The organism is Pseudomonas sp., assembly GCF_033723075.1.
GTDB lineage: Bacteria > Pseudomonadota > Gammaproteobacteria > Pseudomonadales > Pseudomonadaceae > Aquipseudomonas.
Genome location: NZ_JAWVXU010000013.1, coordinates 139570 through 166440 on the forward strand (window position 1 = coordinate 139570; position 26871 = coordinate 166440).

A 26871-nucleotide genomic window follows, 5' to 3' on the forward strand; every position below is an offset into this window, starting at 1 on the left:
TGTCCGTGAGGCTTACAAACCGCCGGCGGCGCGCAGTTCGGCGGCCTTGTCGGTTCTTTCCCAGGTGAAGGCGGTGAAGATGTCGTCGTCGACGGTCATCTCGACCGGGGTGCGGCCGAAGTGGCCGTAGGCCGCGGTCGCCTGATACATCGGGTGCAGCAGGTCGAGCATCCGAGTGATCGCGTAGGGGCGCAGGTCGAAGTGCTCGCGTATCAGCTGGATGATCATGTCGTCGCTGATCACGCCGGTGCCGAAGGTGTTGACCGAAATCGAGGTCGGCTGGGCCACGCCGATGGCGTAGGACACCTGGATCTCGCAGCGCTCGGCCAAACCTGCAGCGACTATGTTCTTCGCCACGTAACGACCGGCGTAAGCCGCCGAACGGTCGACCTTGGACGGGTCCTTGCCGGAGAAGGCGCCGCCGCCGTGACGGGCCATGCCGCCGTAGGTGTCGACGATGATCTTGCGCCCGGTCAGGCCGCAGTCGCCCACCGGGCCGCCGATGACGAACTTGCCGGTCGGGTTGATATGGTACTGGGTGCCCTTGTGCAGCAATTCGGCCGGCAGGGTGTGCTTGACGATCAGTTCCATGACCGCTTCCTGCAGGTCGGCCTGGCTGATTTCCGGGTTGTGCTGGGTCGACAGCACCACCGCGTCGATGCCGACCACCTTGCCGTTTTCATAGCGACAGGTGACCTGGGACTTGGCGTCCGGGCGCAGCCACGGCAACAGACCGGACTTGCGCGCTTCGGCCTGGCGCTCGACCAGGCGGTGGCTGAGGACGATGGGCGCGGGCATCAGCACGTCGGTTTCGTTGCTGGCGTAGCCGAACATCAGGCCTTGGTCGCCGGCACCCTGGTCTTCCGGCTTGGCCCGGTCGACGCCCTGGTTGATGTCCGGGGACTGCTTGCCAATGATGTTGATTACGCCGCAGGTGGCGCCGTCGAAGCCCACGTCGGAGCTGGTGTAGCCGATGTCGCAGATGACGTCGCGGACGATCTGCTCGAGGTCGACCCAGGCGCTGGTGGTGACTTCGCCGGCGACAATCGCCACGCCGGTCTTGACCAGGGTCTCGCAGGCCACGCGGGCGTGTTTGTCCTTGGCGATGATGGCGTCGAGCACCGCATCGGAGATTTGGTCGGCGATCTTGTCAGGATGGCCTTCGGAGACGGACTCGGAGGTAAAAAGGGAGTATTCGCTCATCGATCGGTTTTCCTATTGTTTACCGGTGACGGTGGCCCGCAGGCCGCTGTTTTCATGGGGCTTGGCAAAGTGCCGCACCTGAATCTGGAAGCCGTTGCGCAGGCCTACATACAGACTCTCACTGGGGTTGAGGCCTGCCGCGATGGCCCAGCGGGCCAGGTCGTCCTGTTCGAAGCCCAGCCAGAGATCGCCGCAGGCCTGTTTGGCCCAACTCTGGTTGTGGCTGCAGAGATCGGTGATCAGCAGGCTGCCGCCGGGGTTTACCCGCAGGGCCAGCTGTTTCAGCGCCTCGGCCGGCGCAGCGAAATGGTGCAGGACCATATTCAGCACCAGGCAGTCGGCGGCCGGATAGTCATCGCTCAGGGCATCGGCCAGTTGCAGCGCGACATTGCCCAGGCCGTCCTGCTCACAGCGCATGCGGGCCAGTTCGAGCATCGCCGGGCTGTTATCCAGGGCGGTCACCCGACTGAAGCGCTTGGCCAGTTCGGGCAGAAAGCCGCCGTCGCCCGGGCCGATTTCCAGCGCCGTGGCGGTTGCTGCAAAGGCCAGGGAGTCGAGCAGCGAGAGCAGGCTGTCGCGGTATTGCGGCAGGCCGGCGATCAGGTCTTGCTGGGCCTGGAAGCTGGCCGCCGTACGGGCGAAAAAATCCTGGCTGGCGGCGGCGCGCTGGCTGTGCACCTCGGCAATCCGGTCCTGCACCTCGCTGGGCAGCTGCAGGCTGTCCGCTTCATCGAGCAGGGCCGCATGCAGGCGACTGCCCGGTTGTTCGTTATGGGCCAGGGCGCGGCGGTAGAAGATCGCATTGCCTTCGCGGCGGGTGGCGACCAGGCCGGCCTGGGCCAGGACCTTCAAGTGATGACTGATACCCGATTGGCCGATGGCGAAAATCTGCGCCAATTCCAACACCCCAAAGGAATCGTTGCTCAACGCGCGGAGGATATTCAGGCGCAGCGGATCGCCGCTGGCCTTGCACAGGGCGGCGAGGGCGTCGACGGGCTCGAAGGCCAGGTGAGAGGCGCGCATATTCATAAGCCGAGCAGTCTAGTCGGTCATTTTTCATCCATCAATACCAATATCAAAAAGTTTTGATATTGGTATTGATGGTGCTGAAGCCAGAAAACATTGGCTCTGCGACTATCTGTCATTGCCCCGGCGGGCTCCACTGGGCGAAAATGGCCGCCTTTTTCGACCTTCCTGTTGCAAAACCCGTAGGAGATTCAGTGATGCCCAGCCGTCGTGAGCGTGCCAATGCCATTCGTGCCCTGAGCATGGATGCCGTGCAGAAAGCCAACAGCGGCCATCCGGGTGCTCCTATGGGGATGGCGGACATCGCCGAAGTGCTGTGGCGCGACTACCTCAAGCACAACCCGAGCAACCCGAGCTTCGCCGACCGCGACCGCTTCGTGCTGTCCAACGGTCACGGCTCGATGCTGGTCTACTCGTTGCTGCACCTGACCGGCTATGACCTGGGCATCGAAGACCTCAAGCAATTCCGCCAGCTGCACAGCCGTACCCCGGGCCACCCGGAATACGGCTACACCCCGGGCGTGGAGACCACCACCGGCCCGCTCGGCCAGGGCCTGGCCAATGCCGTGGGCTTCGCCCTCGCCGAGAAGGTCCTGGGCGCCCAGTTCAACCGCGACGGCCACCAGATCGTCGACCACTTCACCTACGTGTTCCTCGGCGACGGTTGCATGATGGAAGGCATCAGCCACGAGGTCAGCTCGCTGGCCGGCACCCTCGGCCTGGGCAAGCTGATCGCCTTCTACGACGACAATGGCATTTCCATTGACGGCGAAGTCGAGGGCTGGTTCACCGACGACACGCCGAAGCGCTTTGAAGCCTACGGCTGGCAGGTGATCCGCAATGTCGACGGCCACGACGCCGAAGAAATCAAGATCGCCCTCGACACCGCGCGCAAGAGCGAGCAGCCGACCCTGATCTGCTGCAAGACCACCATCGGCTTCGGCTCGCCGAACAAGCAGGGCAAGGAAGACTGCCACGGTGCGCCGCTGGGCGTCGACGAAATCGCCCTGACCCGCGCTGCCCTGGGCTGGAACCACGGCCCGTTCGAGATCCCGGCCGATATCTATGCCGAGTGGGATGCCAAGGAAGCCGGCGCCGCCGCCGAGGCTGAGTGGGATCAGCGCTTTGCCGCCTACGCCACCGCCTATCCGGAACTGGCCGCCGAGTTCAAGCGGCGTATCACCGGCGAATTGCCGGCCGATTTCGCCGAGAAGGCCGCCGCCTATATCCAGGAAGTCGCCGAGAAGGGCGAGACCATCGCCAGCCGCAAGGCCAGCCAGAACGCGCTGAACGCCTTCGGTCCGCTGCTGCCGGAATTCCTCGGCGGCTCTGCCGACCTGGCCGGTTCCAACCTGACCCTGTGGAAAGGCTGCCAAGGCGTCTCCGCTGAAGACGCCTCCGGCAACTACATGTTCTACGGCGTGCGCGAGTTCGGCATGAGCGCGATCATGAACGGCATCGCCCTGCACGGCGGCTTCGTGCCCTACGGCGCGACCTTCCTGATCTTTATGGAATACGCGCGCAATGCCGTGCGCATGTCGGCGCTGATGAAAAAACGCGTGCTCTACGTGTTCACCCACGACTCTATCGGTCTCGGCGAAGACGGCCCGACCCACCAGCCGATCGAGCAGCTGGCCAGCCTGCGCTGCACGCCCAACCTCGACACCTGGCGTCCCTGCGACGCCGTGGAATCGGCGGTGGCCTGGAAGTACGCGATCGAGCGCAATGACGGTCCCAGCGCGCTGATCTTCAGCCGACAGAACCTGACGCACCAGATGCGCTCGGCCCAGCAGGTGGCCGACATCGCCCGCGGTGCCTACGTGCTCAAGGACTGCAATGGCGAGCCGGAGCTGATCCTGATTGCCACCGGTTCGGAAATCGGCCTGGCGGTCGCCGCTTACGAGCAGCTGAGTGCGCAGGGCCGCAAGGTGCGCGTGGTGTCGATGCCGTCGACCAGCGTGTTCGATGCCCAGGACGCCGGCTACAAGCAGGCGGTATTGCCGGTACAGGTTGGCGCGCGGATCGCCATCGAAGCCGCCCATGCCGACTACTGGTACAAGTACGTCGGCCTGGAAGGTCGCGTCATCGGTATGACCACTTTCGGCGAGTCGGCCCCGGCGCCGGCGCTGTTCGAACACTTCGGCTTCACCGTCGAAAACCTGCTGGAAACCGCCGCCGAACTGCTGGAAGACTGAGGTCAGGAGAACCGTAGGATGGGTCGCGCCGCGCAGGTTGAGCGAAGCGATACCCATCGTTTTTGCAGTGGCGCTGCCCAGGTTGTTGGGTATCGTCACTGCGCTCCTCAACCCAACCTACGTTCGAGTCCCCATGCCCAATCGCCCCTACAGAATCGCCCTCAACGGCTACGGCCGCATCGGTCGTTGCGTGCTGCGCGCGCTGCATGAACGCGGTGCCGGGGCGCGCCTGGAAATAGTCGCGCTGAATGATCTGGCCGATCAGGCCAGCATCGAATACCTGACCCGTTTCGACTCCACCCACGGGCGTTTTCCCGGTGAGGTGAAAGTCGCCGGCGACTGCCTGCATATCAATGGCGACTGTGTGCAGGTGCTGCGCCAGGCGACGCCGGAAGGCATCGACTGGGCGGCGCTGGATATCGACCTGTTGCTCGAGTGCTCCGGCGCCTATCACACCCGCGCCGATGGCCAGCGCTTCCTTGCGGCCGGCGCGCCGCGGGTGCTGTTCTCCCAGCCGATGGCCAGCGACACGGATATCGATGCCACCGTGGTCTTTGGGGTCAATCAACAGTGTCTGAGCGGCGCGGAGAAGCTGGTTTCCAACGCCTCCTGCACCACCAATTGCGGGGTTCCTCTGCTCAAGCTGCTGAACGAGGCGGTGGGGCTGGAGTACGTCTCCATCACCACCATCCACTCGGCGATGAACGATCAGCCGGTGATCGACGCCTACCACCACGAAGACCTGCGACGCACGCGTTCGGCCTTCCAGTCGGTGATTCCGGTGTCCACCGGCCTTGCTCGCGGTATCGAACGCCTGTTGCCGGAACTAAGCGGGCGGATTCAGGCCAAAGCCATACGTGTGCCGACGGTAAACGTGTCCTGCCTGGACATCACCTTGCAGACTGCGCGGGATACCAGTGCCGATGAAATCAATCGGGTGCTGCGTCAGGCCGCCGAAAGTGGTCCGCTGCAGGGCTTGATTGCCTACACCGAGTTGCCGCATGCCAGTTGTGATTTCAACCACGATCCGCACTCGGCCATCGTCGATGGCAGCCAGACCCGGGTTTCCGGGCCGCGCCTGGTCAATCTGCTGGCCTGGTTCGACAACGAGTGGGGCTTCGCCAATCGCATGCTCGACGTGGCCGAACACTTCCTCGCCGTGTCTCCCGTTTCCATTCAACCAGCCCCCGTGAAGGACTGATTCCATGACCGTTTTGAAGATGATCGACCTCGACCTCCAAGGTAAGCGCGTGTTGATCCGCGAAGACCTCAACGTGCCGGTAAAAGACGGCGCGGTGACGAGCGACGCGCGCATCCTCGCCTCGCTGCCGACCATCAAGCTGGCCCTGGAAAAGGGTGCGGCGGTCATGGTCTGCTCGCACCTGGGGCGCCCGAGCGAGGGTGAATACTCCGCAGAAAACAGCCTCAAGCCGGTTGCCGACTACCTGAGCAAGGCCCTCGGCCGTGAAGTGCCGCTGGTGCGCGACTACCTCGACGGCGTCGTGGTCCAGCCCGGCGAACTGGTACTGCTGGAAAACGTGCGCTTCAACCCGGGCGAGAAGAAAAACAGCGACGACCTGGCCCGGCAATATGCCGCCCTGTGCGACGTGTTCGTCATGGATGCCTTCGGCACCGCCCACCGCGCCCAGGGCTCGACCCATGGCGTGGCCAAGTTCGCCCAGGTCGCCTGCGCCGGTCCGCTGCTGGCGGCCGAACTGGATGCCCTGGGCAAGGCGCTGGGCAATCCGGCCAAACCGATGGCGGCTATCGTCGCCGGCTCCAAGGTGTCGACCAAGCTCGATGTGCTGAACAGCCTGAGCCAGATCTGCGACCAGCTGATCGTCGGTGGCGGCATCGCCAACACCTTCCTCGCCGCCGCCGGTTTCCCGGTCGGCAAGTCGCTGTACGAGGCCGATCTGCTGGATACCGCCAAAGCCATCGCCGCCAAGGTCAGCGTGCCGCTGCCGGTGGACGTGGTGGTGGCCAAGGCCTTTGCCGAAGACGCCGAAGCAACCGTCAAACTGGTCGCCGATGTGGCCGATGACGACATGATCCTCGATATCGGCCCGCAGACCGCACTGCAGTTCGCCGAGCTGCTGAAGTCGTCGAAGACCATTCTGTGGAACGGTCCGGTCGGCGTGTTCGAGTTCGACCAGTTCGGCAACGGCACCAAGGTGCTGGCCGAAGCCATCGCCGCCAGCCCGGCGTTCTCGATTGCCGGTGGTGGCGACACCCTGGCGGCCATCGACAAATACGCCGTGGCCGACAAGATTTCCTATATCTCCACCGGTGGTGGCGCCTTCCTCGAGTTCGTCGAGGGCAAGGTGCTGCCGGCTGTGGCAGTGCTGGAGCAGCGCGCCAAGGGCTGAGCAAGGGCGATCAATGCCTGCTTTACTGGGCTGCTAGTGATGATTGGATCGACGGCACCCTTGTTTGGTAGCCGGATGCAATCCGGGAAGACCTCAGGGCAGCCCTGCTTGAACAAGAGGCCAGGCTGCCCCCGGTCTCCAATAACTTGAATAGCGCCTGCCCCTGCGGCAGGCTGCACGATTAACGAGTCCCTCCGGGAGAAAGAACACCATGGCACTTATCAGCATGCGCCAGATGCTCGACCACGCCGCCGAATTCGGCTACGGCGTGCCGGCTTTCAACGTCAACAACCTCGAGCAGATGCGCGCGATCATGGAGGCGGCCGACAAGACCGATTCCCCGGTGATCGTCCAGGCTTCCGCCGGGGCGCGCAAATACGCCGGCGCACCCTTCCTGCGCCACCTGATCCTGGCCGCCATCGAAGAATTCCCGCATATCCCGGTGTGCATGCACCAGGACCACGGCACCAGCCCTGACGTCTGCCAGCGCTCGATCCAGCTGGGCTTCAGCTCGGTGATGATGGACGGCTCGCTGAAAGAAGACGGCAAGACCCCGGCCGACTACGACTACAACGTTGCCGTGACCCAGCAGACCGTAGCCTTCGCCCACGCCTGCGGCGTCTCGGTGGAAGGTGAGCTGGGTTGCCTCGGCAGCCTGGAAACCGGTATGGCCGGTGAAGAAGACGGCGTCGGTGCCGAAGGCGTGCTGGATCACAGCCAAATGCTCACCGACCCGGAAGAAGCCGCCGACTTCGTCAAGCGCACCCAGGTCGATGCTCTTGCCATCGCCATCGGCACCAGCCACGGCGCCTACAAGTTCACCAAGCCGCCGACCGGTGACATTCTGGCCATCGACCGCATCAAGGAAATCCACAAGCGCATCCCCAACACCCACCTGGTGATGCACGGTTCTTCCTCGGTGCCGCAGGAGTGGCTGGCGATCATCAACCAGTACGGCGGCGACATCAAGGAAACCTACGGCGTGCCGGTCGAGGAAATCGTCGAAGGCATCAAGTACGGCGTGCGCAAGGTCAACATCGACACCGACCTGCGCCTGGCCTCCACCGGTGCCATGCGTCGGCTGATGGCGACCAACCCGAGCGAGTTCGACCCGCGCAAGTTCTTCGGCGCCACCGTCACCGCCATGCGCGACATCTGCATCGCTCGCTACGAAGCCTTCGGCACCGCCGGCAATGCCTCGAAGATCAAGCCTATCTCCCTGGAAGCCATGTTCCAGCGCTACGCCAAGGGCGAACTGGCCGCCAAGGTCAACTGAGCCTCGGGCTGCAGCGAAAAGCCCGCAGCGATGCCAATGCTGTTCACTTAAGTCAAGTGAGCAGCATTTTTTTGTAGCCTGGATGAAATCCGGGGAAGTCTGGGCCTGAAAAACCGCTCCCGGATTTCAGCCGGGCTATGCGCCGCGAACGCCTGTAGGCGTCCTCGCGAGGACGGTCGATATTTTACCGCCTCTGAGTCGGCGATAGCCGCCGTGCAGAACGAAAAAGCCCGCAGCGATGCGGGCTTTTTATGGCCTGCCATCCCTGGCGGCCACCCTTCGGACCGTCGCTGCGCGACGTTAAAAATGGCCCCCGGCCATTTTTTATGCGTTATGGCGTGGAGCTGACCAGCGGTCGATGCTCAATGCCCAGTTTGTAGAATTGTGCGCTGCCGGCCTCGGTCTCGTAACCGCTGTTGTCCTGGGGGTAGACCCCGGCCTTGAAGTACAGGGGTTTCACTGCCCAGGCCGGATCGATCCGGGTGTTCCAGTTGATGTCGTTGAGGTTGATCGACAGCGTGCCGTTCGGGGTCAGGTGGATGACGTAGGTGAAGCGCTGATTCAAGGCGATGCCGCTGGCGATGCGGATGACCTGGATCGGTGCGTCGGGATGGAGGCGCAGCTTGGCCACGATAGTGCCGCTGGCGGCGTAGGCCTTGTACTGGTACTCCAGCTTGAGCAGTGGCGCGTTGCTTCGGTGGGCATGGATCTGGCCGATGACCAGCTTGCCGGTCGAGGGTACCTGGCTGATCGTCAGGGCGGCGCGCAGGAAGTTGTCGGCGCTGGGGTAGGTCCAGTTGCGCAGCTTGCCGTCGGTGGAGGTTTCGCGCAGCTCGCTGCGCGGGTACTTGGCATTCTCGGTGGTGCTGCCGTTGACCGGGGCCCAGAAGAAGATCGCCCCATCTTTCGACTGGAAGTAATGATCCTGATAGCCGCCGGCTAGCAGGGGGGTGTCGATGGTGGTGGCGGGGATACCGACGGGAATACTCAGATTCCAGGTGGCGAGGTCGATCATGACTGATTCTCCTACAAGAGAAATGACTTCAGTCGGGGGCACATCTGATCCAGAAGTCAGTAACGGCTTACCTGGCATTCCGGCGAGTGACACACGCGAACTGGGGGGGTTGGGGCAGGGCCTGCCATTGGCCGCGAGTGGCGGTCGTCTTTATAGCGGCAGGGGGCGCAGGCAGATGAAGACCGTTCGTCGTTATATTGGCGTCAATATATGGCCAGTATGGGCCTTGGCCCGCAGCTGCCCCCGACATGGTGGCCGGTCGCGGTGCCAGGATCTTGCCGGTGGCGTTGCTTGTTCTGGGGCTTTGCCCGGCCGGGGGCGCCATGATCGGGCGCGTCGTGGAGTGCAGCAGCGGTTATTCAGCGGCTGGGGACAGATGCGCCGGCCACTAGCAGGCCGGCGGTGGCCGTGGCAGGTTGTCCGAGCGGCGGGTTGCGGCATACTGCGAAACCCAGGCCCTACAGAACCACCCGGTACCGTCCATGACCCCACTGAAATTCCTCCAGGGCTACCCGCTGCAGTTGCAGGAGCAGATCCGCCAGCTGATCGCCCAGGAGCGCCTGGGCGACTACCTGGCTCAGCGTTACAGCGGCAAGCACGGGGTGCAAAGCGACAAGGCGCTCTACGCCTATATCCAGGCGCTCAAGCAGGAACACCTGAAGAACGCGCCGGCCATCGACAAGGTGCTGTTCGACAACCGCCTCGACCTGACCCACCGCGCCCTCGGCTTGCACACCGCAATTTCCCGGGTGCAGGGCGGCAAGCTCAAGGCGAAGAAGGAAATCCGCGTCGCCTCACTGTTCAAGGAGGCCGCGCCGGAGTTTCTGCAGATGATCGTGGTGCACGAACTGGCCCATCTGAAGGAGGTCGAGCACAACAAGGCGTTCTACAAACTCTGCGAATACATGCTGCCCGACTATCATCAGGTGGAATTCGATCTGCGTGTGTACCTGACCTGGCGCGAGCTGCAAGGGCGTAGCCCGGCCTGAACCGGCAGGCACGCAATGGTCGGGGCCGGTTGCCGTGCGCGCCTCAGCCGCGCAACAGCAGATTGAGCTGATCGACCACTTCCGCCCAGTCGGCATCCTCGAGGATTTCCTCGCGCAGAAAGCCGGCCTGGGCCGCGGTCCAGAAGGGCGCGTCAGCCAGTTTGCAGGTTTCCGGCAAGGGCGAGTGCTCGGCGATGAAACGTTCGATGCTGGCCTGCTCGGCTGGTAAACCGAGCTGCTCGAACAGGGCCGATAGATCGTGGGTGGGGCTTTCCATGACGTGCTCCTCTGGAGAATGGACTCGCCCATACAGCCTAGCGTATATCGATTAATCCCGGCACCGCAGGGTGCAGGCTCCGGGGCTTGCCGGGGCGCAGTGTTTTCCAGCGATTCGAGGTGGTCACGGCATGCATTCAGGTTTTTTGCGCAGATTGTTCGCGGTTGGGCTCAGCCTGGTGTTGCTGGCTCCCCCGTTGGCACTGGCGCGCGAGTTGCTGGCGGTCGGCACCGATTTTCCGCGGATTTTCGAGCGCACGGCGGCGGGCGAGTATCGGGGGCTCGGTCCTGAGGTCCTGCGCCAGGTGCTCGAGCCGCAGGGCCATAGCCTGCGCTTCGCGTCTTACCCCTGGGCCCGTGCGCAGCGTATGGTCGAACTGGGTCAGGCCGATATCCTTATCGGTCCCTATCGCAATCCGGCACGCGAGGCACGTTTCGCGTTTGTCGGGCAGGCCTTCTATCGCGACCGGATCGTCTTTTATTGCCGCCGCGCCGGGTCGTGTCAATGGTCTGGCGATTACCGCCAACTGGCCGGCCAGCGCATTGGCGTGGTGCGTGCCTGGGCCTACGGCACGCGTTTCGATGCCGAGCGCGCGCGGCTCGAGCTGGTCACCGTGGAGGGCGTCGACAACGGCCTGAAAATGCTCAGTCTGGGCCGTCTCGAGTTTCTCGCCAGCAATCAGCGCAACACCCTGCCGGTGCTGCAGGCCCTGGGTTTGCGCGATGAGATCAGCCAGCTCGATCCCCCTGTCGATACCCAGGACGGTTACTTCGCCTTCCCTCTGCACGGCAGTCATGCCCGTCTGCGCGATGATTTTGCAGAGGGCTTTCGGCAGTTGGTCGAACGTGGACAACTGGCCCGGCTGGCGGCCCAGTGGCAGGTTGAAATCCCTTGAGAAAGGCGTTCAGCAGACCCGTAGCACCTCGAAGCGCTGAATGCTGTTGCCCATGCGCAGTTCCACCTGATCGCCTTCGCCGCAGCCGATCAGGCGTTGCCCAAGCGGTGCCCGCGGGCTGATCACCCGCACTTCCTGACCTTCCAGCAGCAGCTTCAGACCGGCGCCGTCGGGGCCGAGGAACAGGCATTGTTCGCCGCCCTCGGCATCGGCCAGCCACACCAGGGCGCTGAGCTGAATGCCCAGTTGCGCATCGAAGGGCCGCAGCCGGAGTTTTTCCCAGGCGCTCAGGGCCTGGCGAACCTCCTCGACCCGGCGCGCTTGCCCGGCGGCCAGATAGGAGGCCTCCAGGCCCAGGGTGTCGTACTTGTTCTCGGCAATATTCTCTTCATGGGTGGCTGCCTCATAGGCAGTCAACGCCGCTTGCTGGGCCAGTGCCAGGTCGCTGTGCAGCTTGTCGAGAATCAGTTGCTGAAGCAGGGCTTTGTTCAACGGTCGCTCGCAGGGTCGGCAGGAAAAATCTCGGCATATGCACCAAAGTCTAGTGTCGCCATGGCTACCGAAGGCGGCATTGTGCACGGGTTGCTATCAAAAGTGAGGGTGTGGGCATGAACATGATGCGGTCGATGGGCTATTTCTTCCTGTTTCTGCTGGTGCCGCTGGGCGCCTTGCTGGCCAGCTACCCAGGACCGATTGCCGAATGGTTGAGTGGTCTGTTCGGTGTGCCAATCAGCCGGGGCAACCTTGGTGCCGGCTTCATGGTGCTGGCGGCGATCTGCCTCAAGGTCGATCTGACCATTCGTCGACGCGCCCAGGCCAGCGAAGCCAGCATCGCCTGACTGTTCGTGCGGCAATCTGCCAGTAAGCTGGCGCAATAGGTCACGGCCTTGGTTACACTGCGCTCCATCTGCGGCGGGAGGCCATGATGGAGACGACACAGTCCGACTACTCGATTTATCGGCAGGTAGTCACTCAACTGATAAATGATCAGGAGCAGCTGCCCAGCCTGCCGATGTTGACCCTGGAAATTCGCCGGGCGCTGGCCAAGCCCGAGGTCAGCATGACCCAGTTGATCAACCTGATCGGCAGGGATCCGGCGCTCAGTGCGTTGCTGATGAAGTACGCCTCCAGCGCCTTGCTGCGCACCCGTGTGGCGCCGAAAACCCTGCAGGACGTGTTGCGCGTGCTCGGCATGCAGCAGGTGGATCGGGTGGTGATGCTGCACAGCGTCAAGAGCCTGTTCGTTCTGCATAGCCCCGGGCACAAGTTGCTGTTCATGGACGCCTGGCAGCGGCTGACCCTGAAGGCGAGCATCTGCGGCTTTCTCGCGCGCAAGGTGGGCCAGGTGCCGGCCGATCATGCGGTGCTCGCCAGCCTGCTCGGCGAGGTGGGTTCGCTCGCGGTGCTCTCGGCCTTCAAGGGCGGCGACCTGGTGCCGACGCCAGCGCGCTACCACAGCCTGTGCCAGGCCTACAGCAAGTCGCTGGGGGTGATGCTGCTGAAAAAGTGGGCGGTGGATGAGGCCTACGTGGATATCGTGCGCGAGGCGGGCAACTGGACGCTGCAGCGTCAGCGGCAGATCGAGTTGCTCGATCTGGTCAACCTGAGTCTGTTCCACACCCTGCTTGATAGCGCTGGCACAGCGCAGTTACCCGCACTGGCCAGCCTGGCCGCCTACGCCAAGCTCAATAGCTTGCACAATGAGGTGGCGGCGGACGGCAGCCTGGCCTTGGTCAGTCAGCATTGGGACGAGATCCACGAGCTGGCCGCGGTGCTGCGCTAGCGTTTCCCCTGCATTACCAGCAGAGCCCCTCTATGGCTTGCTGCGGTCCTTGAGCAGGTGCGCGGTGAGGGTACGCAATGGGCCGAGTTGCCGGCAGATCAGCGCCAGCTGGGTCTGCACCAGGCGCTGCTGGTCGTCCAGCGCATCCGTGCGCTGTTCCAGTTCGGCGGCCAGTTGTTCTTCGGCATCGCTCTGAATCGCCACCGCACGCTCTTCGGACAGGCTCCTGGCGATTTCGTCGAGGCTGTCGGCCAGGCGTTCGGCGCTGGCCGGCAGCGGGCTCTGCTGCTCACCGAGGAGCATTTCGCCGCGGTGCGCGCCGAGGCCCGAGAGGTAACTCAAGAGGGTGTGCGACAGCACCAGAAAGCGAAAACCGATGTCCGCCTCCTTACGGAAATGCCCGGGCTCCATCAGCATGTTGCCCAGGGTGGTGGACAGTGCGGCTTCGGCGTTGTGCGCATTGCGCCGGGCCAGGCGGTAGGCCAGATCGTCGCGTTTGCCGCTGACGTACTGCTGGATGATCTGGCGCAGGTAGGTGCTGTTGCAGCTGAGGGTGTTGGCCAGCATGCGGTTGAGCCGGCGTCCCTGCCAGTCCGGCAGGATCAGGAACACCGCGAGGCCGGCGATCAGGCTGCCGATCAGGGTGTCGATCAGGCGCGGCAGGATCAAGCCGTAGCCGTCGCCGACCTGGTTGAAGCAGAACAGCACCAGCAGGGTGATCGCCGCAGTGGCCAGGGTGTAGCGGCTGCTGCGGGTGGCGAAGAAGGCCACCCCGGCGGCCACGGCGAAGAAGGCCTGCACCAGCGGGTTGGGGAACAGGTCGAACAGCGCCCAGCCGAGCAGCAGGCCGAGCACAGTGCCGGCGATCCGCTGCACCAGCTTGATGCGGGTGGCGCCGTAGTTCGGTTGGCAGACGAACACCGTGGTCAGCAGGATCCAGTAGCCCTGGGTCGGGTGAATCCAGTGCAGCACGCCATAGCCGGCGGCCAGGGCGATGGCCAGGCGCAGGGCGTGGCGAAACAGCAGCGAGGTCGGGGTCAGTTGCTGGCGCAGGCGATCCGCGACCTCCTTGAGCGAGTGCGGCTCGCGATCCAGCAGGCTGCTGTCCTGTTGCTCGTCCAGGGCATCGGGGTTGCTGGCGTGGCCGAGCAGTTGGTCGAGGGCGGCTAGATTGCCGGCCAGGGCGCCCAGCGAGCGCAGCAGCTGGCGCCAGGCCGGGTTGCTCTGCAGGTGCAGGTGCTGCAGTGAGGCATGCAGGTCGTCCAGCGCCTGGCTGCACTGCTCGCGGTACTCGAACGGTTGGCGCAGTTCGATGGCCTGGGCCAGGCGCTGACAGGCCTCGCCATGCAGGCGCAGCAGGCGCTGGCAGCGGAACAGCACATCGCTGTGAAAGAACGCCTCGGCCAGTTCGTTGTAGGGGTAATGCGAGGAACTGGCGCGCTCGTGGATGTCCTGGGCGAGGAAGTACAGCTTGAGGTAGCGACTGACCTTGCTCCCCGGTTGGTCATTGCCGACGCGGTGCAGGATGATTTCCTTGGCGGCATTCAGCGCCGCCACCACCCGACCATTCTGCTGGGCCAGGGCAAGGCGCCGCTGCTCCACGTCGAGTTGGCGCAGCGGCTCGAACAGCGCGGCCTTGAGCTTGAGGTAGCGGCCCAGCTCGCGGAACAGCCGGGCCAGGCTGTGCTGCACCGGCTGGTTGGCGAACAGCGCATTCCAGATTACCGACAACACCCCGTACCAGGCCGCGCCCGCCACCAGCAGCAGCGGTTCCAGCCACAGGCCGGCGACGCCGCCGCGCTGCTCCACGCCGATCATGCTGTAGATCGCCAGGATCAGGGTCGCCGAGCCCAGGGTGGCGTAGCGCTCGCCGAGGGCGCCGAGCATGGTCAGGGCGAAGCCCGACAGCGCCAGGGCGCTGACGAACAACCAGGGATAGGGGAACAGCCATTCCACCGTATAAGCCGCCGCACTGAAGCAGCCGAGGGTGACCAGCAGCGCGGTCAGGCGGCCTTGCCAGCTGTCGTCGGTTTCGGCCAGGGCGCTGGCGATCACCCCGAGGAACAGTGGTATCAGCGCCTGCATCCAGTCCTGCGCCCAACACAGCAGCAGGCTGCCGCCGAGGGCGATGAATACCCGCAGGCTGTAGCTGAATTTATCCAGCGCCCACAGACGGCGCAGGGAATGGCGAAAAGCGGTGGTGGGCATCCGAGCGACCTTAGTGCAGCGGCAATAGTGAGCAGACTAACGGAGTATGCGGACGACGGGCACTCCCCTGGCGACACCTTTTTACTGCGTCGACGGCATGTAGGGCCTGCGCAAAAAAGTCATGGACTATCCTGTAAGCAGACAACCGTGCTTTGCCCATCTTTTGCTTCCTGTCGCGGCTGTCGTGGAGAGGGCCGTGAAGGTTTTCCCGATACATCGCTTGCTCATCGTCCTGGCCCTGCTGCTCTTGCCAGCGGGACTGCTGGCTGCTCAGGCGGCGGCCCCGGCGCCGGTGGTGGAGTTGCGCGTCGACGGCGCAATTGGCCCAGCCAGCGCCGACTATGTGGTGCGCGGCCTGGCCCGCGCGGTGGAAGAGGGCGCGCAGCTGGTGGTGCTGAGCATCGACACCCCCGGCGGTCTGGACACCTCGATGCGCGACATCATCAAGGCGATTCTCGCCAACCCGATCCCGGTGGCCAGCTTCGTAGCACCCAGCGGTGCGCGGGCCGCCAGTGCCGGTACCTACATCCTCTATGCCAGTCATATCGCGGCCATGGCGCCGGGCACCAACCTCGGTGCGGCCACGCCGGTGGCGATCGGTGGGGTGCCCAGCTCGCCGCCGAAGCAGCCCGAGGGCGATAAAGCCGAGAAGTCCGGCAAGGCGGGCGAAGGCGAGACCGAGCAGGCGCCGGGCGACGCCATGAGCAAGAAGCAGATCAACGATGCCTCCGCCTATATCCGCGGCCTGGCGCAGATGCGCGGGCGTAATGCCGAGTGGGCCGAGCAGGCGGTGCGCCAGGCGGTCAGCCTGGCAGCCGAAGAAGCGCTCGAACTCAAGGTGATCGATTATGTCGCCCGCGACTTGCCCCATCTGCTCAAGCAACTGGACGGCAAAAGCTTCACCGCCGCCGGCGTCGAGGCCAAGCTGCAGACCGCCGATGCCGTGGTGGTCAGCCATGGGCCGGACTGGCGCACGCGCTTGCTGGCGGTGATCACCAATCCCAGCGTGGCGCTGCTGTTGATGATGATCGGCGTCTATGGCCTGTTCTTCGAGTTTTCCAACCCGGGCAGCGGCGTCGGCGGCGTACTCGGGGGCATCAGCCTGATCCTGGCGATGTACGCCCTGCAGCTGTTGCCGGTCAACTACGCCGGCGTGGCCTTGATCCTGCTCGGCATCGCCTTCATCGCCGCCGAAGCCTTCCTGCCGAGTTTCGGCGTGCTCGGCATCGGCGGCTTGGTCGCCTTCGTCTTCGGCGCCCTGATTCTGATCGACACCGATGTACCCGGCTTCGGCATCCCCCTGGGGTTGATCGTGACCCTGGCCCTGACCAGTGGCGCAGTGATCTTCGCCATCCTCAGCATGGCCTTGCGTGCCAGGCGCCGCGCCCTGGTCGGCGGCGACAGCGAACTGATCGGCAGCCTGGCGCGGATCCAGGCGGTGCAGCCGAGCAACCCGTTGGGCGGCTGGGTGCAGCTGCAAGGAGAGAACTGGCAGGTCGTCAGTCAGATGCCGCTGCAGCCCGGCCAGCAGGTACGGGTGCTGGCGCGCAAAGGCTCGATGCTGGACGTCGCCACCACTGAAGACACACCGCCACAAGGAGACTGACATGGGTTTCGAGTTGAGTTTTGCCACGCTGGCGGTGCTGCTGATGGCGCTGCTGGTTTCGGCGTTTCGCATCCTGCGCGAATACGAGCGCGGCGTGGTGTTCCAGTTGGGGCGCTTCTGGAAGGTCAAGGGGCCGGGGCTGGTGATCATCATTCCGGGCATCCAGCAGATGGTCCGCGTCGACCTGCGCACCATAGTGCTGGACGTGCCGACCCAGGACGTGATCTCCCGCGACAACGTCTCGGTCAAGGTCAATGCGGTGGTCTACTTCCGCGTCCTCGACCCGGAGAAGGCAATCATCCAGGTCGAGGACTACCACGGCGCCACCAGCCAGCTGGCGCAGACCACCCTGCGCGCGGTGCTCGGCAAGCATGAGCTGGACGAAATGCTCGCCGAACGCGAGCGCCTGAATATCGACATCCAGCAGGTGCTGGACGCGCAGACCGATGCCTGGGGCATCAAGGTGGCGAATGTCGAGATCAAGCACGTCGACCTCGACGAATCGATGATCCGCGCCATCGCCAAGCAGGCCGAGGCCGAGCGCGAGCGGCGGGCCAAGGTGATCCATGCCGAGGGTGAGTTGCAGGCCTCGGAAAAACTCATGCAGGCCGCCGAAATGCTCGGCCGCCAGCCCGGCGCCATGCAACTGCGCTACATGCAGACCCTGAGCAATATCGCCGGCGACAAGAGTTCGACCATCGTCTTTCCGCTGCCGATCGAACTGCTCCAGGGCATGGCCGAACTCAAGGGTAAAAGTTAGCCGGCCGGCAACCGGGCAGGGCGCGCGCAATGCGGGCCCACCCAGTGCGGTCGAGGCTGCTGACGGAGGCGTCGAATGAACACCCGCTGCGAGAGTATTCTGGCCACCATCGGCCACACCCCGGTGATCCGCATCAAGCGCCTGGCGCCGCCCGGCATCGAGCTGTACGTCAAGGCTGAAGCCTTCAACCCCATGGGTTCGGTGAAGGACCGTATGGCCCTCAGCGTGATCGAGGCGGCCGAACGCAGCGGCGCCCTGCAAGCGGGACAGACGGTGATCGAAGCCACCAGCGGCAACACCGGCATCGGCCTGGCCATGGTCTGCGCGGTCAAGGGCTATCCGCTGGTGCTGACCATGGCCGAGAATTTCAGCATCGAGCGGCGCAAGATTCTGCGTTTTCTCGGTGCCCGGGTGGTGCTCACCCCGGCCGCGCTCAAGGGCAGTGGCATGGTCGGCAAGGCCGAGGAACTGGCGGCGGCGCATGGCTGGTTCCTGGTGCGCCAGTTCGAGAACGAGGCCAATGCCGACGCCCATAGCCGCAGCACCGCCCTGGAGATCCTCGAGGCCTTCGCCGATGTGCCGCTCGACTATTTCGTCACCGGCTACGGCACCGGCGGCACGCTCAAGGGCACCGCGCGGGTGCTGCGCGAGCGCAGCCCGGCGACCCGCATCGTGGTCTGCGAACCGGACAATTCGCCGCTGCTGGGCAGCGGCATCGCCCAGGCGCGCGATGCCGAGGGCCGGCCGCTGGACAGCCACCCGGCGTTCCGCCCGCACCTGATGCAGGGCTGGACCCCGGACTTCATTCCCAAGCTGACCGAGGATGCGCGCAGCCTCGGGCTGATCGACCGGATCGTGCCGATCAACGGCAACCAGGCCCTGCACTACGCCCGCCAGTTGGCACGCCAGGAAGGCATCTTCTGCGGGCCCTCGAGCGGCGCCACCTTCGCCGGCGCCATGGCCGTGGCCGCCGATGCCGCCCCGGGCAGCCGCATCCTGTGCATGCTGCCGGATACCGGCGAGCGCTACCTGTCCACGCCGCTGTTCGAGGACATCGCCGTCGACATGAGCGAGGAGGAGCTGCAACTGGCCGCTTCGACGCCCAACTACCGCTTCGACGTCAGCCTCGCCGCGCCCGCTGCCGCGCCGGCAGAGCCGCTCGGCGCAGAGGTCGACGCCGAGGCCGAGGCATTGCTGGCGCAGATCCTCGCCGACCCTCAGCAACCGCTGGTGATGTTCTCCCTGGAGTGGTGCGAGTTCTGCTGGTCGGTGCGCAAGCTGTTCAACGCCCTCGGCGTGGCCTACCGCTCGATCGCCCTGGATTCGGTCGAGTACCAGCAGGACGACCTCGGCGGACGCCTGCGCGTGGCGCTGCGGCGCAAGAGCGGGATGCTCACCATTCCGCAGATATTCGTCGGCGGCGAACTGGTCGGCGGCTGCAGCGAGCTGTTTGGTGCCTATGCCGATGGCCGGCTTGCCACGCTGCTGCGTGCCCATGGCGTCGAACTGGCCGAGGCGCCGGCGCTCGATCCGGCCACCCTGGCGCCGGCCTGGCTGCATCCGCGCGGCTGAGCGCTGGTGAAAAAACGCCTGCCGGCTGCGACCGCCCCCAGGCATCCGCTGCTGACGTTGCGCTACGGCGCTAGATATTTTCACGACCGCCGAGGGCGGCGGACAAGCTGTCGCGTTCTGCATCGAGTGGCGGGAAAGGTGCCGTGATGCGCAGCTGAATCAGAGCTTTCAGCTGAAGTGCGGCGGATATACAGGGAGGCCCGCGCCATCGCTCTTCTAAACTTCAAGGTATTCGGCTGAAGTAAGGAGAGGATCATGCGTATCGGTGTCCCCAAAGAGATCAAGAACCATGAGTACCGCGTTGGCCTGACTCCGCAATCGGTAGCTGAACTGACCACCCTTGGCCATCAGGTCTGGGTCGAGAGCCAGGCGGGGGCCGCCATTGGCTTCGACGACGCCGACTACCAGGCGGCCGGCGCGCAGATCGCCCGGGACGCGGCGCAGGTGTTCGACGAGGCGCAGCTGATCGTCAAGGTCAAGGAACCGCTGACTGCCGAGCGCGCGCGGCTGCGTCCCGAACACACCCTGTTCACCTACCTGCACCTGGCGCCGGACCGGCCGCAGACCGACGAGTTGATGGCCAGCGGCGCCACCTGTATCGCCTATGAAACCGTCACCGACAGCCACGACCGTCTGCCACTGCTGGCGCCGATGTCCGAGGTGGCCGGGCGCATGTCGATCCAGGCCGGGGCCAACTGCCTGGAAAAAGCCAGGGGCGGGCGCGGTGTGCTGCTCGGCGGCGTACCGGGCGTGGCGCCGGGCAAGGTGGTGATCCTCGGCGGCGGCGTGGTCGGCAGTCATGCCCTGGCCATGGCGGTGGGGCTGGGCGCCGACGTCACGGTGCTGGACAAGAGCGTCGATGCCCTGCGGCGTCTGGACAGCCAGTACGCCAGCCGCATCACCACCCTCTATTCGACCCGCGCCGCGCTGCGCGAGCAGATCCTCGCGGCCGACCTGGTGATCGGCGGCGTACTGATTCCCGGCGCGGCCGCGCCCAAGCTGATCAGCGCCGAGATGGTCAGGCAGATGCTGCCCGGCTCGGTGCTGGTGGATGTGGCCATTGACCAGGGAGGCTGTGCCGAGACCTCGAAAGCCACCACCCACGACAATCCGACCTATGTGGTCGACGGGGTGGTGCACTACTGCGTGGCCAATATGCCCGGTGCGGTGGCGCGTACCTCGACCCTGGCGTTGAACAACGCGACCCTGCCGTTCGTCATCGCCCTCGCCGAGAAAGGCACGCGCCGCGCCCTGGAAGAAGACCCGCACCTGTGCAACGGCCTCAACGTGGCCAGGGGTGTGATTACCTGTGCCAGCGTCGCCAAGGCCCATGGCTTGCCCTCCCAGTCGGCGAGCAGCGTGCTGGAGCATCTGCAGTAGCGCGGGCGGCCGGGCAAGTTGGGGGGGCTTTGAACGCTCCGCGGGTAACCCGGCTCTGGACGCGGGAACGATCAACTCAAAAATGAGGCTTGGTAGAGGGGGCCCAGCTCGGTAGGGTGCGCTGTGCGCACCGCTGGCAGAGGGCGGTTGGTTGGTGCGTCCGGCGCACCTTATTTGGTGGCATCGGGCCAGATAACTTGAGGCCGCCTGGCAGGGCAGCCTTCACTTCGCGGCGCCTCTCCTCGCCCTGAGATCACGCTGACCCGGCCCAGTAGCGGCAGGCGCGCCAGTTGGCGGGTCAGCGGTGCGCTGATGCGCTCCAGCCAGGCACTGGCCTTGCTGGCGAAGGGCGTATAGCAACCCCAGGCCAGCCCCAGCAGGCTGAGGAACACCCCGCCGACCAGTGCGTCCGAGGCCCAGTGAGCGCCAGCCACCAGGCGTGGCAGCATGAACAGCACGGCCATGCTCCAGACCAGCAGCAGCTTCCAGCCACGGGCGAAAAAGCTCATGAACAGCGCCCAGATCAGCAGCACCGAAGCGTGGTCGCCAGGAAAGCTGCGGCTGGCGCTGTCTTTCATGTCCCAGCGCTCTTCCCAGGTGGGGAACAGCTCGGTCAGGCGCGCACTGCCTTCTACCACCAGCGAGGCGCTCGGCCGTTGCCAGCCCATCAGCTTGACCAGTTCGGCGAAGCCGACACGAAACAGCAGCATTGCCAGCAAAACGGCGAGAAAGGCGAACAGCGCGCGGCGCACCTGGGCGCCGCTGAACACCAGGTCGGCCTTGAGTATTACCGCCAGCATCAGCACGCCGACCGCCAGATCCACCGGGCGCATGCTGCCGATGGCCCAGATATGCGCCCACAGACCGGTTGCGTGCACCGGTTCGTTGAGCAGGGTGAACAGAGCCAGGTCGAATCGATCCCAGAGCTGGCGGGTCGGCTGCCACAGCCAACTGGCGAGCAGCAGCACTGCACCGATGTGGCAGATCAGCAGGGGACGCAGGCGCCATTGGCTGTTGAGGAAAGTGTTGGGCATGATGCCGCTCCTTGCTGAAAATAATGGTGTGCCTTCCCAGGCGGCGCGCATTGTAGGGGAGTTGGCGGGTGTTTGCATGTGACTTGCCCCCCAAAATCTCCCCGGAGAATGATCGTTAATCGGCGCGTCCGCGGCGATCATTCGGCGCGTGGCCCTTGGTTAGGCCAGCATTTGTGCATAAAATCGCCAGCCTTTCGCAGTCCCCTTGCAGGCGAGCCCGCTATGCCCGATTTCACCCAACGCTTTCTGTTCGACGACACCGACATTCGTGGCGAGCTGGTCGTTCTGGGCGAGAGCTACCAGCATGTGCTGGCCAAACATGACTATCCGCAGGCGGTCGCGCAATTGCTCGGCGAGCTGCTGGCCGCCGCCTCCCTGCTGGTTGGCACCCTGAAGTTCGACGGCCTGCTGATTTTGCAGGCGCGCTCCTCGGGTGCGCTGCCGCTGTTGATGGTCGAATGCTCCAGCGCCGGCGAATTGCGCGGGATCGCCCGTTACCATGCCGAGCAGGTTGGCGCCGATACCGGTCTGGCCGAGCTGATGCCCGATGGCGTGCTGGCGATGACCGTCGATCCCACCCAGGGTCAGCGCTATCAGGGCATCGTCGACCTGGACGGCGCCACCCTGAGCGATTGCCTGACTAACTATTTCGCCACGTCCGAGCAACTGGCCACCCGCTTCTGGCTGTGTGCCGACGGTCAGCGTGCGCGCGGCCTGCTGCTCCAGCAATTGCCAGCCGATCGTCTGAAAGATCCGGAAGAGCGCGAGGCCAGTTGGCAGCATGCGGCGACCCTGGCCGCCACCTTGAGCAACGAAGAGCTGCTGGGCCTGGACAACGAAACCCTGCTGCACCGCCTCTATCACGAAGAGCCGCTACGCCTGTTTGAGCCGCGTCCACTGCAGTTTCGCTGCAGCTGCTCGCGTGAACGTTCAGCCAATGCACTGGTCAGTTTAGGTCAGGCCGATGCCGAACTGCTGCTGAGTGAGCATGCCGGCCAGGTGGTGATCGACTGCCAGTTCTGCAATCAGCGCTATGCATTCGACGCTGCCGACATCGCTCAGCTGTTCGCTGGAGGCGGCAGCGCAGGGCCTGCGGATACCCTTCACTGAAAGCAATAGCGTGCGCCTATCGACCCGCTTAGCGGATCGGGTGCTGCCAAGGGACGTGCTTTCTGGCATACTCCCGCGACTTTTTTCTCGCTGTAGTAGTGTTTTTGCTTTTACTACAAATCGTTTGGAAAACTCGGCCTTTGGCCGACGGGGACCCCCATGACGCAAGCCAACAACGCCGTGTACACCGACATCAGCGCAGCACAACTGGTCGAAGAAGCCATCCGCCGCGGTGAGGGCGAGCTGGCCGCCAGCGGCGCTCTGGTCGTACGCACCGGTCACCGCACTGGTCGTTCGCCGGCTGATCGCTTCATCGTCCAAGAGCCGAGCACCGAGTCGCAGATCGCCTGGGGCGCCATCAACCGCCCGTTCCCGGCCGACAAGTTCGATGCCCTGTGGGACCGCGTCGAAGAATTCAACCGCAACCAGGATTTCTTCGTTTCCCACGTCCATGTCGGTTCCGCCGAGGAACACTACCTGGCGGTCAAGATGACCACGGCCACGGCCTGGCAGAACCTGTTCGGCCGCCAGCTGTTCATCAACCCGCCAACCTACAACCCGGCCGGCAAGGACGAGTGGAAGGTGCTCAACGTGGCCAACTTCGAGTGCGTGCCCGAGCGTGACGGCACCAACTCCGACGGCTGCGTGATCATCAACTTCGCCGCCAGGAAGGTCCTGCTGGCCGGCATGCGCTACGCCGGCGAGATGAAGAAAGCCATGTTCTCGGTGCAGAACTTCCTGCTCCCGGAAAAAGACGTGCTGCCGATGCACTGCGCCGCCAACATCGGCGAAGAGGGCGATGTGACCCTGTTCTTCGGCCTGTCCGGCACCGGCAAGACCACCCTGTCGGCCGACGAGTCGCGTTATCTGATCGGCGATGACGAACACGGCTGGGGCGAAGGCGTGGTGTTCAACATCGAGGGCGGTTGCTATGCCAAGTGCATCGACCTATCCGAGAAGAACGAGCCGGTGATCTGGAAAGCCATCCAGTTCGGTACCGTGCTGGAAAACGTCGTCCTCAACGAAGAGCGCGTGCCGGATTACAGCGATGACAGCCTGACCCAGAACAGCCGCGCTGCCTATCCGCTGGAATTCGTCGAGAAGCGTTCCGAGAAGAACCTCGGCGGCGAGCCGAATGCGGTGATCTTCCTGACCTGCGACCTGACCGGCGTACTGCCGCCGGTGTCGATCCTCAACGAAGAGCAGGCGGCCTATCACTTCCTCTCCGGTTACACCGCACTGGTCGGCTCCACCGAGATGGGCAGCGGCAGCGGCATCAAGTCGACCTTCTCCACCTGCTTCGGCGCGCCTTTCTTCCCGCGTCCGGCTGGCGAGTATGCCGAACTGCTGATCAAGCGCATCCGCGGCTTCGGTTCCAAGGTCTACCTGGTCAACACTGGTTGGACTGGGGGAGGGTACGGAGTGGGTAAACGCTTCAACATCCCGACTACTAGAGGCGTGATCGCCGCGATCCAGAGCGGTGCGCTGATCGGTACCGAGACCGAGCAACTGCCGATCATCAACCTCAGCGTGCCGACATCGGTACCGGGCGTCGAAACCAACCTGCTCAACCCGCGCACCACCTGGGCAGACAAGAACGCCTACGACGAAGCCGCCAAAGGCCTGGCCAAGCTGTTCATCGAAAACTTCAAGAAGTTCGATGTCAGCGACGCCATCAAGCAGGCCGGCCCGCAGCTCTAAGCCGCAGCGCGTTGTGCGACAGAGCCGCCTTCGGGCGGCTTTGTCATTTTCGGGTGCAGCACCGATCCCCCCGTGGATCGGACTTGCCCACGGGCGGCGGCGCTGCTTTCGCGGGCAAGGCTCCGCCCACGGGACCGCCGCCCTAGGCGAGCGTTTTCTCACCGGCTTTCAGGATGAACTCACTGCCCGCAGCGCCGTAGCCAGGATGCAATCCGGGGAGCGACAATGCCCGGGATTGCACCGGGGCCACTAGGTCGCCTCGTTATTACGGGTGGCCTGACCCACCCTCACCGCGCTATGGTCACAGGCCATCCAGCGGTCAACGGAGTGACAGCTCATGTACACCACCCTCGAACGTGTTTTCGGTTTCCAGCAGCTGCGTCCCGGTCAGGAAGCGGTGATCGGCGCCGTGCTGGCCGGGCGCTCGGCGGCGGCGATCTTTCCCACCGGTTCGGGCAAGTCGCTGTGCTACCAGCTGTCGGCGCTGCACCTGCCGCACCTGACCCTGGTGGTTTCGCCATTGCTGGCGCTGATGCAGGATCAGCTGGCCTTTCTCGCCCGCCACGGCATCAGTGCCGCCAGCATCGACTCGGCGCAGAGCCGCGAAGACGCCAGTGCGGTGATGGCCAGGGCCAAGTCCGGCGAACTGAAGATTTTGATGATCTCGGTCGAGCGTCTGAAGAACGAGCGTTTCCGCAACTTCATCGGTCAGGTGCCGATCTCCCTGTTGGTGATCGACGAAGCCCACTGCATTTCCGAGTGGGGCCACAACTTCCGTCCCGACTACCTCAAGTTGCCCGACTACCAGCGCCAGTTCGGCATCCCCCAGGTACTGCTGCTCACTGCCACCGCCACGCCGCCGGTGATCGCCGACATGCAGGCCAAGTTCGCCATCGCCCCGAAGGATGTGATCACCACCGGCTTCTACCGACCCAACCTCAACCTGCTGGTCGAGCCGGTCAGCGGTGCCGACAAGCAGCGCCGGCTGGTCGAGTGGCTGGGCGCCAGGGCCGAGCAGCCGAGCATCGTCTACGTCACCCAGCAGAAGACCGCCGAGCAGGTCGCCGAACGCCTGAGCCAGCGCGGCATCGCCGCCAGCGCCTATCATGCCGGCATGGCCCATGAGGCGCGCGAGGCGATCCAGCGCCGCTTCATGGGCGGGCAGATCAACTGCATCGTCGCCACCATCGCCTTCGGCATGGGCATCGACAAGAGCGACATCCGCAACGTGGTGCACTTCGACCTGCCCAAGTCGATCGAGAACTACAGCCAGGAGATCGGCCGGGCCGGGCGCGACGGCCAGCCCTCCGACTGCCTGGTGCTGGCCAACCGCGACAGCCTCAACGTGCTGGAAAACTTCGTCTATGGCGACACGCCCGAGCAGGGCGGCATCCGCTGCGTGCTCGACGAGCTGCTGGCCAGCAGCCAGGACGGGCAGTGGGAACTGCTGCTCAATGCCCTGGCCGAGCAGAGCAACATCCGCCAACTGCCGCTGAAAACCCTGCTGGTGCAGTTGGAGCTGCGCGGTATCATCGCCCCGCGCTACGCCTACTTCGCCGAATACCGCTTCAAACACCTGCTCGAACCCGAGGCTCTGCTGGCCAAGTTCGACGGCGAGCGGCGCCAGTTTGTCGAGGCCATCCTCGACAGCTCGCAGCGCGCCCGCACCTGGTGCACCCTGGATTTCGACAGGCTCTACCAGCAGCACCAGGCCGAACGCGGGCGGGTGGTCAAGGCGCTGGACTACTTCCAGGAAAAGGGCTGGATCGAGCTGGAAAGCAAACAGATGACCGAGGTCTACGCGCTGCTCGATGCCGGCTTCGACCCCGCAGCGCTGAGCGCCGAACTGCACGGCTACTTCAAACAGCAGGAACGCAGCGAAATCACCCGCATCCACGCCATGCTCGAACTGTTCGCCACCGAGCATTGTCTGAGTCAGCGCCTGGCCGCCTACTTCGGCGACCGCCAGGCCCCCGAACGCTGCGGCCACTGTTCGGTGTGCCACGGCCAGGTCGCCCACCTGCCGGAACCGCCAGCGCTGCCGCCGCTGGCCGAACATGACCTGCAACGCCTGTGCGGCAGCTTTATCCAGCGCCACGCCGAGCTGAAAGGCAGCGCCCCGAGCGCCGAATGCCTGACCCGTTTCCTCTGCGGCATCAGCGTGCCGCTGTTCACCAAGCTCAAGGCGCGCAGCATTGCCGGCTTCGCCGCGCTGGACAGCTACCCCTACGCCGAAGTACGCGCCTGGGCCGAGCAACAACTGGCGGCGCACTGACGCTGCGGCGAAATGCTGCCTGATGCTGGTCCGTGCGGTTCGGTAGGGTGCGCCGTGTGTTCAGCCGGGATACATGGGTAACGCCTGTCGGGAGACATGGGTAACGGGTTGACGATCCTCACTTCCGCTTTCTCAAGTCGATCTGGCGGATGGTCTTGTGGATGAAAATCACATCGTAGACGCCATCCACCTTGGTC

The 26871-nt window shown here is 64.5% G+C and carries 22 protein-coding genes; 15 read left to right on the plus strand and 7 right to left on the minus strand.

Translation table 11 applies throughout. The features are described 5' to 3' along the window. Positions 1-12 precede the first annotated feature (12 nt). Both metK and R3355_RS16455 read right to left on the minus strand, forming a co-directional pair. Positions 13-1203: a methionine adenosyltransferase gene (gene metK, locus R3355_RS16450; RefSeq protein WP_318950500.1), complete on the minus strand. Its 1191-nt coding sequence runs from the start codon at positions 1201-1203 to the stop codon at positions 13-15. Between the two features lie 12 nt (positions 1204-1215). Beyond that, complete coding sequence (locus R3355_RS16455; RefSeq protein ID WP_318962129.1) at positions 1216-2232, minus strand: metalloregulator ArsR/SmtB family transcription factor; 1017 nt, start codon at positions 2230-2232, stop codon at positions 1216-1218. A 194-nt stretch (positions 2233-2426) separates the two neighbouring features. Between R3355_RS16455 and tkt the strand changes: the two genes are divergently transcribed. The 4 genes from tkt (at position 2427) to fba (ending at position 8069) form a co-directional block, all read left to right on the plus strand. Next, on the plus strand, positions 2427-4424 hold the full coding sequence (tkt, locus tag R3355_RS16460) for a transketolase (protein ID WP_318962130.1): 1998 nt from the start codon (positions 2427-2429) through the stop codon (positions 4422-4424). 133 nt (positions 4425-4557) lie between these two features. Next, positions 4558-5625 carry an erythrose-4-phosphate dehydrogenase gene (gene epd, locus R3355_RS16465; protein ID WP_318962131.1) on the plus strand — a complete coding sequence of 356 codons (1068 nt, stop codon included), beginning with the start codon at positions 4558-4560 and terminating at the stop codon, positions 5623-5625. 4 nt (positions 5626-5629) lie between these two features. Next, on the plus strand, positions 5630-6793 hold the full coding sequence (locus tag R3355_RS16470) for a phosphoglycerate kinase (RefSeq protein ID WP_318962132.1): 1164 nt from the start codon (positions 5630-5632) through the stop codon (positions 6791-6793). 211 nt (positions 6794-7004) lie between these two features. Continuing rightward, a complete protein-coding gene (gene fba / locus R3355_RS16475; protein WP_172150576.1) occupies positions 7005-8069 on the plus strand; it encodes a class II fructose-bisphosphate aldolase in 1065 nt (354 codons plus the stop codon). A gap of 331 nt (positions 8070-8400) precedes the next feature. Here fba and R3355_RS16480 read toward each other — a convergent pair whose 3' ends face one another. Beyond that, positions 8401-9084: a polysaccharide lyase family 7 protein gene (locus R3355_RS16480; RefSeq protein WP_318962134.1), complete on the minus strand. Its 684-nt coding sequence runs from the start codon at positions 9082-9084 to the stop codon at positions 8401-8403. A gap of 482 nt (positions 9085-9566) precedes the next feature. Here R3355_RS16480 and R3355_RS16485 point away from each other — a divergent pair, with 482 nt between their 5' ends. After that, positions 9567-10073 (plus strand): M48 family metallopeptidase, encoded by a 507-nt coding sequence (locus tag R3355_RS16485; RefSeq protein ID WP_318962135.1) that lies wholly within the window; start codon positions 9567-9569, stop codon positions 10071-10073. 43 nt (positions 10074-10116) lie between these two features. Here the strand turns inward: R3355_RS16485 and R3355_RS16490 are convergent, their stop codons facing one another. After that, on the minus strand, positions 10117-10350 hold the full coding sequence (locus tag R3355_RS16490; RefSeq protein ID WP_318945744.1) for a DUF2789 domain-containing protein: 234 nt from the start codon (positions 10348-10350) through the stop codon (positions 10117-10119). Positions 10351-10480: 130 nt separating this feature from the next. Here R3355_RS16490 and R3355_RS16495 point away from each other — a divergent pair, with 130 nt between their 5' ends. Beyond that, positions 10481-11245 carry a substrate-binding periplasmic protein gene (locus tag R3355_RS16495; RefSeq protein ID WP_318962136.1) on the plus strand — a complete coding sequence of 255 codons (765 nt, stop codon included), beginning with the start codon at positions 10481-10483 and terminating at the stop codon, positions 11243-11245. A 9-nt stretch (positions 11246-11254) separates the two neighbouring features. On the opposite strand, the gene R3355_RS16500 is transcribed toward R3355_RS16495, so the two are convergent. Beyond that, the gene (locus R3355_RS16500; RefSeq protein ID WP_318962137.1) at positions 11255-11737 is read right to left on the minus strand and encodes a transcription elongation factor GreAB; all 483 of its coding nucleotides are present in this window, start codon (positions 11735-11737) and stop codon (positions 11255-11257) included. A gap of 116 nt (positions 11738-11853) precedes the next feature. On the opposite strand from R3355_RS16500, the gene R3355_RS16505 reads away from it, so the two are divergent. Further along, on the plus strand, positions 11854-12084 hold the full coding sequence (locus tag R3355_RS16505) for a hypothetical protein (RefSeq protein ID WP_318945747.1): 231 nt from the start codon (positions 11854-11856) through the stop codon (positions 12082-12084). A gap of 86 nt (positions 12085-12170) precedes the next feature. Next, on the plus strand, positions 12171-13028 hold the full coding sequence (locus R3355_RS16510) for an HDOD domain-containing protein (protein WP_318962138.1): 858 nt from the start codon (positions 12171-12173) through the stop codon (positions 13026-13028). 30 nt (positions 13029-13058) lie between these two features. On the opposite strand, the gene yccS is transcribed toward R3355_RS16510, so the two are convergent. After that, positions 13059-15236, minus strand: coding sequence for a YccS family putative transporter (yccS, locus tag R3355_RS16515; RefSeq protein ID WP_318962139.1), 2178 nt, complete (start codon positions 15234-15236; stop codon positions 13059-13061). 196 nt (positions 15237-15432) lie between these two features. Between yccS and R3355_RS16520 the strand changes: the two genes are divergently transcribed. From R3355_RS16520 to ald, 4 genes are all read left to right on the plus strand, one after another. Next, complete coding sequence (locus tag R3355_RS16520) at positions 15433-16842, plus strand: NfeD family protein (RefSeq protein ID WP_413243528.1); 1410 nt, start codon at positions 15433-15435, stop codon at positions 16840-16842. Position 16843: 1 nt separating this feature from the next. Further along, positions 16844-17602, plus strand: a complete 759-nt coding sequence (locus tag R3355_RS16525; RefSeq protein WP_318962140.1) for a slipin family protein — start codon at positions 16844-16846, stop codon at positions 17600-17602. A 75-nt stretch (positions 17603-17677) separates the two neighbouring features. Continuing rightward, on the plus strand, positions 17678-19174 hold the full coding sequence (locus R3355_RS16530; RefSeq protein ID WP_318962141.1) for a pyridoxal-phosphate dependent enzyme: 1497 nt from the start codon (positions 17678-17680) through the stop codon (positions 19172-19174). 255 nt (positions 19175-19429) lie between these two features. Then, complete coding sequence (gene ald, locus R3355_RS16535; protein ID WP_318962142.1) at positions 19430-20554, plus strand: alanine dehydrogenase; 1125 nt, start codon at positions 19430-19432, stop codon at positions 20552-20554. Between the two features lie 170 nt (positions 20555-20724). Here ald and R3355_RS16540 read toward each other — a convergent pair whose 3' ends face one another. Continuing rightward, positions 20725-21588: a phosphatase PAP2 family protein gene (locus R3355_RS16540; protein WP_318962143.1), complete on the minus strand. Its 864-nt coding sequence runs from the start codon at positions 21586-21588 to the stop codon at positions 20725-20727. 222 nt (positions 21589-21810) lie between these two features. Between R3355_RS16540 and hslO the strand changes: the two genes are divergently transcribed. From hslO to R3355_RS16555, 3 genes are all read left to right on the plus strand, one after another. Continuing rightward, positions 21811-22698, plus strand: a complete 888-nt coding sequence (gene hslO, locus R3355_RS16545) for an Hsp33 family molecular chaperone HslO (protein WP_318962144.1) — start codon at positions 21811-21813, stop codon at positions 22696-22698. A 159-nt stretch (positions 22699-22857) separates the two neighbouring features. Next, complete coding sequence (locus tag R3355_RS16550) at positions 22858-24399, plus strand: phosphoenolpyruvate carboxykinase (protein ID WP_318962145.1); 1542 nt, start codon at positions 22858-22860, stop codon at positions 24397-24399. A gap of 337 nt (positions 24400-24736) precedes the next feature. Then, a complete protein-coding gene (locus R3355_RS16555) occupies positions 24737-26674 on the plus strand; it encodes a RecQ family ATP-dependent DNA helicase (protein ID WP_318962146.1) in 1938 nt (645 codons plus the stop codon). Positions 26675-26871 lie beyond the last annotated feature (197 nt).